Source organism: Kribbella sp. NPDC006257, from assembly GCF_040613535.1.
In the GTDB taxonomy this organism is placed as follows: Bacteria; Actinomycetota; Actinomycetes; order Propionibacteriales; family Kribbellaceae; genus Kribbella.
This window is the reverse complement of sequence record NZ_JBEXSJ010000014.1, coordinates 87,927-100,910: the sequence shown is the minus strand read 5'-3', so window position 1 is coordinate 100,910 and position 12,984 is coordinate 87,927. Positions and strand designations below refer to the sequence as shown.

Sequence of the window (12,984 nt, the reverse complement as noted above, 5' to 3'; positions counted from 1 at the left end):
GGCAGGCCCAGATGAGCCGGGTTCACGCTTGGACTGGCTGGCCACCGGAGGTCTCGAACTCGACGACCTTCCGCCGCCGTCGATTGCACCGGTGGGGTACGTTCGCGCAATGGCGAAATATCCCAGGATCCGCGAGCAGCACATCGCCGTTTTCGGGGAGAGCGGCTCCGGGAAGACGGTGCTTGTTTCCTCCTTCTTCGGTCCGACCCAGGAGGGTTCGTATTCGAACGACCTCTGGGACCTTGTCGCAGATGACACCGGCCAAGGCAACCGGCTCTACCAGAACTTCCTTGGCATGAGGGACCGCGCGAAGGCGCCGGCGCCCACTCGATTCGCGGCCACCACCTACTCATTCACGGTGAAGCTCAAGGGCGGCGACAACCCCGAGGCGAACAAGCGGCCTTTCGACGCCCTGCGACTCGCATGGCACGACTACCCGGGGGAGTGGTTCGAGGAGTCGCCGAGCAGCGATGAAGAGGCCAATCGGCGGATCGACACGTTCCGGTCGTTGCTATGCTCCGACGTCGCACTCTTGTTGGTTGACGGCCAGAAGTTGCTGGACTACAAGGGCGAGGAGGAGCGGTACCTTCGGTCGCTTCTCACGAACTTCCGCCAAGGCGTGCTGCGGCTCAAGGATGACCTCCTGAGCGACGAGGACCGTCTGGTCGAGTTCCCGCGGATCTGGATCGTTGCGCTCTCCAAGGCGGACCTCTTCCCGGACTGGGACATCTATTCGTTCCGCGACCTCGTCATCGGGAAGGCTGCCGATCACCTCGACGGCCTGCGCTCGACGCTCAAAGACCTCGTGGACACGCCTGACGCGCTATCGGTGGGCGAGGACTTCATGCTGCTCTCCTCGGCCAAGTTCGAGCTCTCCTCGACCGGCCCCGAGTTGGTGGAGATTGATGTGACTCAACGGGTCGGACTCGACCTCATCCTTCCGGTGGCCTCAATGCTTCCCCTAGAGCGCCGAGTTCAGTGGAACGAACGGATGGAAATCCCGAGAAGGGTTCTGGACACCCTGGCTGACGGTGCCGAGACCATGGCTGCGGCCCTGATGGCTGGGAAGGGTCTCGGTATCGAGAAACTGGTGGCGAAGTTGCCGATAGTCGGCCCTCTCGCGGGCAAGGCTGCGGTCCCTGCGCTGATTGCGGCCGCCAGGATGGGCGGGGCGCAACTCAGGGATATCAATGCCCAGGCCCGGAAGCACCATGACTTCCTTACCGCGACGCTCACCCAGTTCAAATTGGATTTGGAACAGGGCGTCAAGGAGAAGCTGTTCATCAGGAGTCTCAAGTGAGCCCTCAGGACCTGTCCGAGAGCCTCATTTGGGCTACTCGAGGGCGCTCCTGGGGGTTCAGGTTCCTCCTCAGCGGAGGGCAGGCGGACCCACTACTGGACTACGAACGCAGCTTCGCGGATCTCGAGGACGAGCCGACGACGTGGCGTCGTGCTGCCGGGAAGGTCGCGCTGCGTTTTCCCGATCCGTTGGGGCGTAAGGATGCAGCCGGTCGCGTCATCCCACACGAGTTCGTTGTCTCGGGAGACCTAGCCGCCGAGATCGAGACGGTCGAAGACGGCCTGCAACAGATCTGGCCGCTCGTTGCAGGAGCTTATGCCCGCGTTTGGGATGCTGAGGGTTCCCCGTCGGTTGCAGACCTCGACTTCACCCCCCAAGACAGTTCGCCTCCCATTGGCTGACGAAAGGTTTCCGGGGAGCGACACGGGCGAGAGAGGAGCCGGGCCAGCGGAGCGGCGGCCGTCCGTGCTGGCTGTTGCGGTCAAGGCTTGCGGCCACCCTCTCAGGTTCCCGGTCTAGTGACAGGCGGCGCCCAGACCTGTTCCCTGCCGTGGACTTCACCTAGCGGGTGCATTCCTGTGTTGAGACTTAGGAATGCACCCGCGCGGTGTTGCTATCTCAGGAACTCAGCTCTTGCATCATGCCCACACTCGGACCCAGTCGACTCGGACTGCGGTGCCGGGGGTGATTGCTTCGCCCGTGTGCTGGCGGACCGCGTAGTTGAAGATGAGGAACTGGGGGAGCGTGCCGGCGAAGGCGTGCGTCCACATCGGCTTGCCGTCGTAGTAGAACGTGACTCCACTGCTTGTCCACTGCGAGCCGAAGTTGTGGCAGCCGGCCAGCGGCGTGGATGAGTACGTACCGCCGTGGTAGACCGGGTTGACATAGTGCAGCGAAGCCTTGGTGCCGCCGCCAATGCCTTCCAGGATGTCGATCTCGCCATGGTCCGGCCACGGCACCGAGGACGGTCCGTTCGTCCACCAGGCCGGGAAACCGTCGACCTTGCCGTCGCCGTTGCCGTCAGGCAGGCACACCCTTGCCTCGAACGAGCCGAGCCGCTGGTTGAACGACTTGCGGGTGTTCACCAGACCGGACACGTACTGCTTGGTGCCACCTCGGCAGGTCGCCTGGCGCTGCGCGAGAGCCAGATTGAGGTACCCGCCGGACTCGGTGACCTGTTTGGTGTCGTAGCACTGGAGGTTGTCGCTGTTGACACCGTCCGAGATGCCTTCCTTGAACCAGCCGCGCTCCCACTTGGTCGTGTCGACTGCCGTGGCATTGAACTCGTCCTGGAACGTCAGCCGGCTCGAACTCGTCGAGCTCCACGACGGCTTGAGGCCGGTCGTCGGCGGAGAAGACGTCGTGGTGGGCGAGGCCGTCGCGGTGGGCGTCGGTGACGGAGCGGTCGGCGTACTGGTCGTCGGCGTCGCCGTGGGCGACTGCGTCGGCTTGACCGTCGTCGGCGCCGAGGTGGGGGCTGAGGTCGGGGCCGAAGTAGGTGTCGACGGCTCTGGGCCGGTCGTACCTTCAGGAACGTAGCTGATCTCCAGCTTCGTCTGCTTCGTACCGGACTCGCGCGAACCGAAGATGGTGGCGCCGGCACCAACCGGTTGCGTCACCGCCAGGTTCAGCTCGCCGGCCTCGGTGATGCCCTTCGAAACGTCGATTCGCAACTGCGCCGACTTGCCGTCATCCGGCGCGCTGACAAACGGCGTACCGGGCTTCGGAGCGGTTGAGTAGGTGACGGCCTCGGTCCAGCCGCCCGGCGCCTTCGACACCGCGATCTCGGCCGGGTTGCTGGTGGTGAGCCGGGTCAGTACCAGAGTGGCCTTGCGTTCGTAGCCATCCGCCACGGCGGGCACGGTGTAGCGGATGAGGCTGGTCGACTCGTTCATCTTCGCGACCAACCGAGAGGACCAACCATGCCGCTGGGTGGCGGAAGTGGTGCTCACGTAGGCGTCGGCGGTGGCTGTGAGGCTGACCGGAGCCGGACTGCTGTCCGAGTTCAGCGCCGCCACGCCGATCCCGGCTGTAGTGAGGAGCAATGAGATGCCCGCGATGAGCGGGATCAGTACCCGGCGGCCGGCCTTTGCGGCCGGTTCTTGCAATTTATCGGAGGGAACGGCAGCGCGATGTTGTGCATGCCGACGGGAGAAAGCATCCCCCATGGGGACAGTCCTTCCTGCACGCCTGTGAGGTTAGCTGTCGGGCTCGGGCAGGAAGATTTGCCCGGTCGCGGGTGCGACTTCGCCCCAAGGAGCGGCCGCAGCGCACGCAGGCGCCACAGCCGGTCCGGAAACCTTGGGTTCCCCACTTCCGCCCTCGAATGCGATGTGGGAGGGGCCACCGACCCGGAGGGCGGAACTCGGCGTTGCGAGTCGGCGGAGTGTGTTCCGTTGCTCGCCTGCCCGGTCCCCAGATCCAGCCAGGCGCCGGTGACTATATGCACAGTCACAACGAGGTCTCAAACCGGTAACGGAATCCATCGTGATTACGCACCGCGACAATCGGGAGGCTCTCTTGACAGAGCGTGACAATTGCGACGGATCGGTGCCGCTCACGGAATTACTGTCCGTCGCGCGACACCGATATCCGGAGAACGCAACGGTCCTTTCGTAACAGTCTGTTCTGAGCTTTGCGCAGAATTTACGCCGCATTTCGAACAGCCGATTTCACACCGTATTCATCCGTCTACAGACAGCCGCAATCTCCCGCCAGTTCCAACCCCAACCTCAACCGAGTAAGTCCGTCGCCCGTCGCGGTCCAAACCGATCGCACTGCCAGTACGCCGGTACGCCGGGCAACGGAGTTTTCTCGAGCTATCGCCCGGGCGGAACTGCGCCGATGACGGTCAGGGTCACGCTGTTGTTCCGGTACGACACCCTGAACAAGTAGCCGCCCGCGTTCACGACGCGCCGTTCAGGCAGCTTGTGCAACGTGCCCGAGACCGACCTTCCCTTCATGAGCGTCAGCACGGTGCCTCGGGTCAGCGATCCCTGCACGTCAATATCCAGTTCTCCGGCCAGCACCAGATCGCCGGCGGCGGCGACGCTCGTGTAGTCGCTGTCGTCCCTGACGGTCACGGCCAGGCGACCCGCTCTGGCGATGCGCACATCCCCGCCGGTGGTCAGGACGTTGCCTGGGGTGACGGGTACGTCGGTGATGCGTGCGGCTTCCTTCGCTGTGAGACCGGGCTGCAGCACACCGCGGGCCACGTCGATGCCGCCGATCACGGTGCCGCTCCCGCCGAGCGTTCCGCCGGCAACGTCGATCGCGCTTGCGTGCGAGCCGACGACCGAGAGTTTGCCGCCGCGCACGGTGCTCCTACCTTGCCAGCTGTCATTGCCGGTGAGGAACAACGTCCCCGCGCCTTTCTTGCTGAGACTGCCGACGTAGACGCGCGCCTCGCGTGCCTGCTCGCGGCGGGTACCGATGGCGAAGTCCGACTTGTCGACGTCGCTCGCGCCGGGCGGCAGTCCGTTGGTCCATCCCTTGGCGGCTTTGGTCGCCTCCCAGGCGGCGTCTTCGGCTTCATCTTCCAGCCGCCGTGACTGGATGGCGACGTCGGAGATGTCGTTCGACCAGACATCGCTGAACCCCTTTGTGTCGACGTTGAACGGACCGAGCAGCTGCCCCGGACCCCTGAATGCCTCGCGCAGGCTCACAGTGCCCCAGCCGTTGCGCCGGTCCGGAACCTGCACGATCTGGCCACGCGTGGGATTCGGCACCGCGACACCTGTGGCATCGCTGATCGTGTTGTTCTGCCGCCCGGTGGTGAACATCGTGTACAGCGCCTGCTCGTTGGTCAGGTAGGGGATGCGCTGCATGATCAGGGCCAGCGCCGCCGCGGAGTGCGGACCAGCCATCGACGTACCCGAGAAGGCCTGGTACCGAGGCTGCGGCACACCATCGACGAGCTGCACGGTGGTGCTGTTGATCAGCCTGCTCGGAGCAGTGACGCAGGACCACTTCGCGACACCGCACTGGTTGAACTCCTGCTGCCCCGGGACGAGCACCGAGCCGTCGGCGTTGAACGTACGCCCGATGTTGGGATTGATTCCGGACGTCGTGTACCAGCGCCCTTCCAGGTCGGGCAGGAAGTACGGCGCCGCGCCCCGCGGCGTCGGGTTGATGGCACCGGCGTTTCCGGCGGTGAACTGGATGATGGTGCCGGTACGCGCGACCTCGATGGCGCCGTTCATCCAGCGCACCGTCTTGCCGTTCGCGTCCACGAGACCGTCCGGCAGCGACCAGTGCCGCCACGCCGTGTTCAGGCCGAAGGTCGCCGGTCCGCCGGGCGGAGCGTCGTACGTGTTGTAGTTCTCGGTCGGGGGCGCACTGCCCCAGCTGCTCGTGATGAGCCTGATCGGCTTGCCGTCAGTGGTCGCCGCGGTGTTCACAGCTCGGTAGACGTTCTGGATGTAGGCGTTGTCGGGGGTCTGCGCCTCGGTGGCGTCGGCCGGGAGCAGGCCGTAGAAGACGCCGTCGGTTTTGTGCGTGTTACCCGTGTATACGTCGCTGTTGAACGCGACGCCGTGCATGTTGGCCTCGGGACCGGCGGGCGTCGTCTCACCGACACCGTCTCGGCTCGCGCCGATGGTGCCGGTGACGTGGGTGCCGTGCGTGTCGTTGTACGCCGGGTCGTAGAACCCTGGTGTGAGGCCGGTGTCGCCGCCTTGTGCCGGCACCGAGAAGTAACGGTCCCCGACCGCGTAATTCGTCGCGAGGCTGCCGTGCTCTCGCACGTGCCCGGCGAAGACGCCCGAGTCGACGACGCCGACGGACATCCCGGCTCCGGCATAGCCGGCCGCGTAGGCGTACTCCGCTCCGATCGAGACCAGGCCGACATCCCGGTTGAACTCAGGGGTGCGCCAGCTCGCTGGATCGCCCAGCCTGCCAGGATCTCCGGCGTACGACGTGATCGGCGCCGGTGGTTCGGACAACTGTGCCGTTGCCGAAGTCGCAGCCAGGGCGACCATCACCATCGCGACCGGTGCGGCGATCAGTGTCCTCGTCAAAGTTCTCATGGGCGGTCCACCAGCTTCCTGGAGGTGATTCGTCTGACCCACGCGACGATGGGGTCGGCCCGCGACCAAGTCAAGGTCTCGCACCAGCCGCCACCGGATTCCTCTCAGCCGGGCGATCAGTCCGCACCGGCTGCCTGCACCGACGCGAGGAAACAGCCCGGTGCGAAGGCGAGTGCACTGGTGAAGGACTTTGCCGTCCTGCCGAAGGGATCCGCGACTCTGCAACCGAGAAGCCGAGGCCAGACGGGTGGACAAGAGCGGTTCTCGAACAGAACCGGAAGGGCGGCCAGCAGGGAACCCGCAGTTATCCAAGGCGCCGTAGCGCTGTCTCGATAGCGACCTCGACCCGGGAAGTCATGCCGATCCGCGGAAGGCGCTCGATCAGCTCGCGGAACACCTAGCTGGATAGACGTTGCTGGACAAGCGGAAAGGTCGGCGGTTCTCCGATGGAGAGACAAGAGCGCGGAGTTTGGGGCTGGCCTGGGCGAGCCCTCCGGGCGATCCGAGTGACCAGCCTCACCAGTGGCGGCGACGAAGGACCGGTTGCGGAGCGTGCGTGGGAAAGAAGAATCCCTCCACCAGAAGGCGAAGGGAGATGAGGTGGTCAGGGGCGGTCTCGAACCGCCGACCTTCCGCTTTTCAGCTCGACAGCGGCCCATATCGAAGCCGCCTACATTTCTGCTGGGCGTTGGGGCTGCGCTCTGGCGGACGCACGCTGTCGCAGGCCGTTGCGGTACTCGTTGCGGTAACGGCTGCGGGTCAGTGCTAGGAGCGATTGATCCAAGGGACCTGCCCCCGGTTGAGCGGTGCGCGATCCTCTCTGTGCGCGCTCTGACTGCCGGGTCGCTCGTCGCGAGAGGTCCTCAGGTGGGGATCTAACCTGGACTAGTATCGCTGTAAGTCCAGGTTAGATAGATAACCTGGACTTAACGATGAGGAGATCCAGGTTTGAGTCAGCAGATCACCGCAGTCTGGCAAGCCAATCCAGACGCCTACGGACCGCGCAAACACAGACGTCCATGCGAGTACACAGCGTACGTGCCTGACCTGCTCAGCGCCCATGGGTTGGATTTCAGTGCTGAATTCGCGGCCGACATCGTCGACGCCGAACGTGCCCTGGCAGCCTTCGGCGGACCCGGGGAGCACCACCTGGAGCAACTGGCACGGTTCTTGCTGCGAGCTGAGGCCGTCGCATCATCCAAGATCGAGGGCCTGCAGGTCAACAGCCGCCGGCTAGCCAGACATGAAGCGAGGTTGGCGGCCGGAGTACAGGACAAAGACGCGACAGCCGACGCCGTTCTGGGCAACGTCAAAGCCATGAACCACGCGGTGCAGTCGGTTGCAGTGGTCGAGAGGGTCGAGGTAGAGGATCTTCTCGACATACACCGGGCTCTCATGGAGCACTCGGACCAACCCGAGATCGCCGGTCTGATCAGAACCAAACAGAACTGGATCGGTGGCAACAACTTCAACCCTTGCCAGGCGGCCTTCGTACCGCCGCCACCGGAGTACGTCGAAGCATTACTCGAGGATCTGTGCGCGTTCGTAAATCGCGACGATTTACCCGGCACGGTGCAGGCCGGATTGGCCCATGCGCAGTTCGAGACGATCCATCCCTTCGCAGACGGGAACGGCCGAACCGGTCGTGCCCTCATCCATGTCATCCTCAAGAGGCGAGGGCTGACAAGGGACTTCATCCCGCCGATCAGCCTTGCACTCGCGACTCGCGCCTCGGCATATGTCGACGGACTGTCCAGCTTCAGATACACAGGCCCCCCGGACGGACAAGCGGCGCTCGATGGTCTCCGCGACTGGCTGGACCTGTTCCTGACTGCAACCCGGCGAGCCACCGCCGATGCAGCCGCCCTGCAAAAAAGTCTGGCGGATCTCGAGTTGGATTGGCGAGCCACGCTCAACCCTCGCAAAGGCAGCGCGGCCGAACGTCTGCTTCCCGAGTTGATCGGGCATCCAGTGATCAGCGCAGAAGATGTCATGCAATTGACCGGGGCGAGCAGATCCGCTGCGTTCGCGGCCATGGAAAGCTATGTCGAGGCCGGAATCCTTCAGCCAATCGGCAATCAGCGGCGCTCACGTCTCTATGAGGCTCCGAAGGTGTTCGGGATCCTCACCGACTATGAGCGAGCGTCCGCCACCGAGTCAGGCAACACCCGAGGTGAGCAGCCTAAGCGCGCGGTTCCTTATCGACAGAACCATTCGTGAGTGGGGTAGCTGTTGCAGTCTCAGGAGCGGTCGAGGGCTCGCTTCGCCAGCGGCCCATCTTTTGTCACCCGGGCGGACCATCCCGGCCGGGTACCAGGTTCAAGCCAGGCGATGGGCCGTTCGCGAAGGCGGATCTCTGCTCTGATTCCAGGTCCATCCACTGCCAGCCACCGGATGCCCACCGCGCTCGACGCCACAGACTCGCCTATGTCATCTCCTGATGTGAACTCCGCAGGGTTGCGGAACGGCATCTCAGCACCGTTCTGCCATGGTCGTTCGAGCGGGTCAGGGCCGTGGTTGTACAACCACACGTCGCTGACTATTGCGTCTCCGTCCAAGAGGTACGCGTAAGCCACGGCATCGTCATCCTCCACGATGACCCGCCAGTTCTCATGATCGAACCCCTGCAGGAAGCCCACCGCTGTCACCCTCCGCAAGCCACGACGTCAGTGCTGACCGCCCATCGTTTGGTCGGTCATGCGCGATGACCATATACGGTCAACCGCCCGTGGAAAGTCGGCGGACGTTGCGGTACTGGGGGATGCGTTGGCGGTTCTCCGATGGAGAAACCGCAGGTCAGAAGGGTGGTCAGGGGCGGTCTCGAACCGCCGACCTTCCGCTTTTCAGGCGCTCACATAACCGCAGGTCAGAGGCCACTTTTCAGATGTGCGTGCGATCTACGTGCGACATCAGTCGATCTTGATTGTTCGCGGAAGGCGGGCTGCCGAACCGTTGGACGCGATCTCGCTGAGCGCCTTTGCGACCTCGGCGTCACGTCCCTCGACCGCGTGGATATACCGCTGAGCAGCTACCGCCGTCGAGTGGCCGGCGCGCTTCATCAGGTCAACCGTGCTCGCACCAGAAGCGGCAGCGAGGCTCTGTCCGGTATGGCGGAGGTCGTGGAAGGTCAGAGTCAGTCCCACCTTCTTGCGTGCTCGAACGAACGCCGACAGTGCATGCGCGAGCTCGACATACTTCACTTCTGTGCGCTGACCTGAGTTGCAGCAATCAGGGGGACGGGCAGGTGCGGCTCACTAGAAAGGCAGGTCGTCGTACTGCTCGTCATGGCCAGGGGCGTCATAGGTCATCGACTCGATGCCCACAGCCCACTCGCCGTCCGCGTCAGGTTGTAGGTACATGAGGATATGGAGGCCCGGCCGAGGTTGACAGTCGTAAAGGTCCTGAGCCGGGTCAAACGGGCAGAACCAGCGACCATTGCGCCACTTGTCGGACTCGATCGACTCGACCAGCTCCACCAGGAGCGCGCGATCACCCTCAACAGCCTGACCTGACTCTCCTAGCCACCAATCGAGCCACCGGTACGCCTCGACAGCGATGCGTGCCATCGACTTGCTCGACTACTTCCGGAGCTCCGCCAGCACCTGCTGTGCATCCATCGACTGCTCACGCCGATCCCGATGGGGTGCGTCGGATGACCGCTTGCGATAGGTGTCGTCGCTGTTCTTCTTGACCATGTGGAAGAGGCTGTCCACGGCGGCAGACAAGACCTCTGGGTTCCTTGTGCGCCGGAAGTACAGGCCAACTCTCAGCAGGTGACGCACGACTCGGTCGACGGCTTCGCGGGGTAGCCGATCGACAACCTCCATCGCCCGATTGAGCGCAGCTAGCTCGGCGCTGGTCAGATCCTGGTCGCTGACGTTCATGCGTCGCCCCTTCGCAATGTCGACCCGTAGATCCCACGGTACGCCGGATCGGGGACAGTTTGGGTCAATGGCGCATGTCCGGACAGGCAATCGGGCGTGCGATTGGCGTGCGATTAGCTATGGCCAATCAGGGTCACTCAGGAGTACTCGGAGGCACTGGCCGATGGCCGGATTCACGCTCAAGAAGTGTGGTCAGGGGCGGTCTCGAACCGCCGACCTTCCGCTTTTCAGGCGGACGCTCTACCAGCTGAGCTACCTGACCGGGAGAGAAAATATGGCGGCGGTGTGTGGACACCCGCCGCCACTTCTCACTCCTGGCGACCCAGACGGGACTCGAACCCGCGACCTCCGCCGTGACAGGGCGGCACGCTAACCAACTGCGCTACTGGGCCAGATTGCTCGACGATGCTACACCATTCTTCGAGCCTTACTGACATCGGTCTTTCGACCGTATCCCCAACGGGATTCGAACCCGCGTTACCGCCTTGAAAGGGCAGCGTCCTAGGCCACTAGACGATGGGGACTCGGACCGCGGGAGCCGAAGCTCCTTGGGACAGCCGTAAGCATAGATGAGACCTGGCGAAGGTCCAAAACGAGTTCCTGACAAGCGCCCTGAAGGGTGGGAAGCCGGCAAGCGAGGCGAGGGCGAGCCGGGGGGACAGAAGGGGATCAGTGTCGTCTCTGTGCATGGGATGAGCATCGGTTCAGCGGGAATTTGCTCAGCCGGTGCACGAAGACGCGAGGGGTGGCACGTGGTGCGCCGTGGGGTGAGAGACCGGGCGCACCACGTGCCGGTTCGGGGAGTGGGTGCCGTACGCCGGTGGTGTGGCCGGCGTACGGCAGCAGGGTGCGGCTTGATCAGGTTGATGATGCCGGAGGCACCTTGCAGCAGCACCTGGTCGGCTTGGTCCGGGTTAGGCGCGGGACCGCGGAGGGGTTAGTTGGTTGCGTCGGGGGCTACCAACTGGGGGAGGGCTTGTTCGAAGAGGGTGTCGAAGGTTCGGGACGGGAGGATGTGGCCCTGGGGGCGGGCGGAGTCGGCGATGTTGTGGGCCCAGAGGATGGTGCGGAGGCGCTGGTTCGGCGTGCCGTGGTGGCCGACGGCGGTGAAGCCGCAGTCGCCGACCTGGTAGAAGGTCTGGCCGAACTCCTGGACCCGCTTCCAGTTCATGGCCGCTCCCCTCGCGTGGGTGAGGAAGTAGGAGCCGAAGGCGTCTGCCATCAGTTCGGTACGGCGGGTTGCCTCCGGTCCGGTCAGCGGTGAGGCGAACAGGCCGTCCTCGAACTGGACGTGGTGCCCGAACTCGTGCGCCAGGATCGCCTGCGTCGTCACGTCGCCGAGGCCGACCTGGGCGAAGCCGTCCAGGACGCCGTCGCCGAGCACGATCCGGTCCGGTACGTCGCCGACGCCGGGAAGGGGCTGGCCTTCCATGCTGTTCGCGTAGGCGTTGAACGTGAAGAGCGCGGTGTCGCCGTAGTTGAACGTGGCCGTGTTCACCTGGGCCTTGATGAACTCGGCGGTGTTGAGGGACGTGGTCTGCGGGAACCCGTAGAACGTCGTGAACACCTTGGTGACCCGAGCCGTGTCGAGCAGCATCCGGCCGTGGGCGGGCACCAGCTGGATGTCGTCGGACTTGATGTCCCAGAAGTTGCGCAGGTCGCGGAAGGTGTGCGTGGCCTTGGTCGTGAAGTCGCCGCGGGCGCCGAAGGTGTACGGGCCCGGGGTCGGGAAGTACACCGCCTCCGTCATCGGCAGGTCGAACAGCAGGACGTAGAGCGCGGCGAGCCGCTGATCGGCCGTCCAGTTCGCGATCCCGGCCGTGATCGCGGTGACCACCGGCGGCTGCGCCGGGGAGCATTCGTACTGCGTGGGGTCGATCGCGTTCAGCGTCGCCTCACGCAGCGGACTGTCGTCGAGCCCGAGCCGGGCGCGAACGACCGCAGCCTGCTCGCGCCACGCGGGCAGTTGCGCCAGCAGCTGGTCGGCCTGGGACGACGTGACAGTGGCTGTGGTGGTGGCAACCGGTACGGCGTTGGCGGGTGGCGCGGCCAGCCCGATCGCGAGGGTGGCAGCGGCGAGAGCCGTGGTCCAGATCGTGCGCTTTCTCATACGGAACTCCTGCAACGGTGGACGGCGGAAACCGGTCGCCGGGACGCGACCGGTTGGCCGTCAGTATCCGCAGCCCGAGCCAGGTACTACGAGGTTCAACGATGTCTGAAACCGGCATGGCAGAAACCCGCCGACCCCGTACGCCGGCCCGCAGCCGACGCCGGTACGCCGAACGCGCAGCCGACCCCGGTACGCCGAACGCGCAGCCGACCCCGGTACGCCGGGCGCGGCCGGCACCGCGTACGGCGTACGGGCTCTGGTCGTGTGGAACCGCTCACTACGCTGGGCGTGTGATCGAGATGAGCCGGCCGGATTTCGAGCTGCTGGTGTCGGAGGCGCTGGACCAGGTGCCGCCCGAACTTGCCGCGCTGATCGACAACGTCGCCGTCTTCGTCGAGGACGACGCACCGGCGAGCGATCCGCACCTGCTCGGCATCTACGAGGGCATCCCGCTGACCGAACGCGGTCACTACTACGGCGGCGTGCTGCCCGATCGCATCACCATCTACCGCAACCCCACGCTGTCGATCTGCGAAACCCACGAAGACGTCGTCGACGAGGTGAACATCACCGTCGTGCACGAGATCGCCCACCACTTCGGCATCGACGACGCCCGCCTGCACGCCCTCGGCTACGGCTGACCGCGCCCGCACCGCCGACCGA

11 protein-coding genes, 3 tRNA genes and 1 riboswitch are annotated in these 12,984 nt (G+C 64.7%); of the genes, 4 read left to right on the top strand and 10 right to left on the bottom strand.

Going from position 1 to position 12,984, the window contains the following annotated elements; genetic code table 11:
• Nucleotides 1-28 precede the first annotated feature (28 nt).
• The gene (locus ABZ004_RS18900) at nucleotides 29-1,300 is read left to right on the top strand and encodes a hypothetical protein (RefSeq protein ID WP_355681168.1); all 1,272 of its coding nucleotides are present in this window, start codon (nucleotides 29-31) and stop codon (nucleotides 1,298-1,300) included.
• A complete protein-coding gene (locus tag ABZ004_RS18895) occupies nucleotides 1,297-1,701 on the top strand; it encodes a hypothetical protein (RefSeq protein WP_355681167.1) in 405 nt (134 codons plus the stop codon). Before ABZ004_RS18900 ends, ABZ004_RS18895 begins: the two co-directional genes overlap by 4 nt.
• A 237-nt stretch (nucleotides 1,702-1,938) precedes the next feature.
• Here the strand turns inward: ABZ004_RS18895 and ABZ004_RS18890 are convergent, their stop codons facing one another.
• Nucleotides 1,939-3,408, bottom strand: coding sequence for a family 16 glycosylhydrolase (locus tag ABZ004_RS18890; RefSeq protein ID WP_355681166.1), 1,470 nt, complete (start codon nucleotides 3,406-3,408; stop codon nucleotides 1,939-1,941).
• A 65-nt stretch (nucleotides 3,409-3,473) separates the two neighbouring features.
• A riboswitch (cyclic di-AMP (ydaO/yuaA leader) is annotated at nucleotides 3,474-3,644 on the bottom strand.
• A 475-nt stretch (nucleotides 3,645-4,119) separates the two neighbouring features.
• Complete coding sequence (locus ABZ004_RS18885) at nucleotides 4,120-6,327, bottom strand: S8 family serine peptidase (protein WP_355681165.1); 2,208 nt, start codon at nucleotides 6,325-6,327, stop codon at nucleotides 4,120-4,122.
• A 1,038-nt stretch (nucleotides 6,328-7,365) separates the two neighbouring features.
• On the opposite strand from ABZ004_RS18885, the gene ABZ004_RS18880 reads away from it, so the two are divergent.
• Nucleotides 7,366-8,547, top strand: coding sequence for a Fic family protein (locus tag ABZ004_RS18880; RefSeq protein ID WP_355681164.1), 1,182 nt, complete (start codon nucleotides 7,366-7,368; stop codon nucleotides 8,545-8,547).
• Nucleotides 8,548-8,567: 20 nt separating this feature from the next.
• Here the strand turns inward: ABZ004_RS18880 and ABZ004_RS18875 are convergent, their stop codons facing one another.
• The 8 genes from ABZ004_RS18875 to ABZ004_RS18840 all read right to left on the bottom strand — a co-directional run bounded on the left by ABZ004_RS18875 (nucleotide 8,568) and on the right by ABZ004_RS18840 (nucleotide 12,321).
• Nucleotides 8,568-8,966, bottom strand: a complete 399-nt coding sequence (locus ABZ004_RS18875) for a hypothetical protein (protein ID WP_355681163.1) — start codon at nucleotides 8,964-8,966, stop codon at nucleotides 8,568-8,570.
• 270 nt (nucleotides 8,967-9,236) lie between these two features.
• Nucleotides 9,237-9,527, bottom strand: coding sequence for a hypothetical protein (locus tag ABZ004_RS18870; protein ID WP_355681162.1), 291 nt, complete (start codon nucleotides 9,525-9,527; stop codon nucleotides 9,237-9,239).
• A gap of 54 nt (nucleotides 9,528-9,581) precedes the next feature.
• A complete protein-coding gene (locus ABZ004_RS18865; protein WP_355681161.1) occupies nucleotides 9,582-9,893 on the bottom strand; it encodes a hypothetical protein in 312 nt (103 codons plus the stop codon).
• A gap of 12 nt (nucleotides 9,894-9,905) precedes the next feature.
• Nucleotides 9,906-10,211 carry a hypothetical protein gene (locus ABZ004_RS18860; RefSeq protein ID WP_355681160.1) on the bottom strand — a complete coding sequence of 102 codons (306 nt, stop codon included), beginning with the start codon at nucleotides 10,209-10,211 and terminating at the stop codon, nucleotides 9,906-9,908.
• Between the two features lie 189 nt (nucleotides 10,212-10,400).
• Nucleotides 10,401-10,473: transfer RNA gene (locus tag ABZ004_RS18855), tRNA-Phe, on the bottom strand.
• A gap of 53 nt (nucleotides 10,474-10,526) precedes the next feature.
• Nucleotides 10,527-10,603, bottom strand: a tRNA-Asp gene (locus ABZ004_RS18850).
• 59 nt (nucleotides 10,604-10,662) lie between these two features.
• A tRNA-Glu gene (locus ABZ004_RS18845) sits at nucleotides 10,663-10,735 on the bottom strand.
• Nucleotides 10,736-11,148: 413 nt separating this feature from the next.
• On the bottom strand, nucleotides 11,149-12,321 hold the full coding sequence (locus tag ABZ004_RS18840) for a hypothetical protein (RefSeq protein WP_355681159.1): 1,173 nt from the start codon (nucleotides 12,319-12,321) through the stop codon (nucleotides 11,149-11,151).
• Nucleotides 12,322-12,422: 101 nt separating this feature from the next.
• Here ABZ004_RS18840 and ABZ004_RS18835 point away from each other — a divergent pair, with 101 nt between their 5' ends.
• Entirely contained in the window at nucleotides 12,423-12,962 is a 540-nt protein-coding gene (locus ABZ004_RS18835) for a metallopeptidase family protein (protein WP_355681158.1), read from the top strand.
• Nucleotides 12,963-12,984: the final 22 nt, after the last annotated feature.